1 rRNA gene is annotated in these 209 nt (G+C 50.7%); it reads left to right on the plus strand.

Annotated features, from left to right (window positions below):
* Positions 1-153: 153 nt before the first annotated feature.
* Positions 154-209: ribosomal RNA gene (gene rrf, locus OGV67_RS22135) — 5S ribosomal RNA — on the plus strand; the annotation flags it as partial.

Consider the following 209-nt stretch of genomic DNA (forward strand, 5'->3'; position numbering starts at 1 on the left):
GTAAGCGCAGCGATGCGTTGAGCTAACCGGTACTAATGAACCGTGAGGCTTAACCTTACAACGCCGAAGATGTTTTGGCGGACTGAGAGACGATTTTCAGCTTTGATTACAGATTAGTGTTTAATGCGAGAGGCATTAGACGAACAGAATTTGCCTGGCGGCCGTAGCGCGGTGGTCCCACCTGACCCCATGCCGAACTCAGAAGTGAA

This window comes from Citrobacter sp. CK188 (genome assembly GCF_030333525.1).
Lineage (GTDB): Bacteria > Pseudomonadota > Gammaproteobacteria > Enterobacterales > Enterobacteriaceae > Citrobacter_B > Citrobacter_B koseri.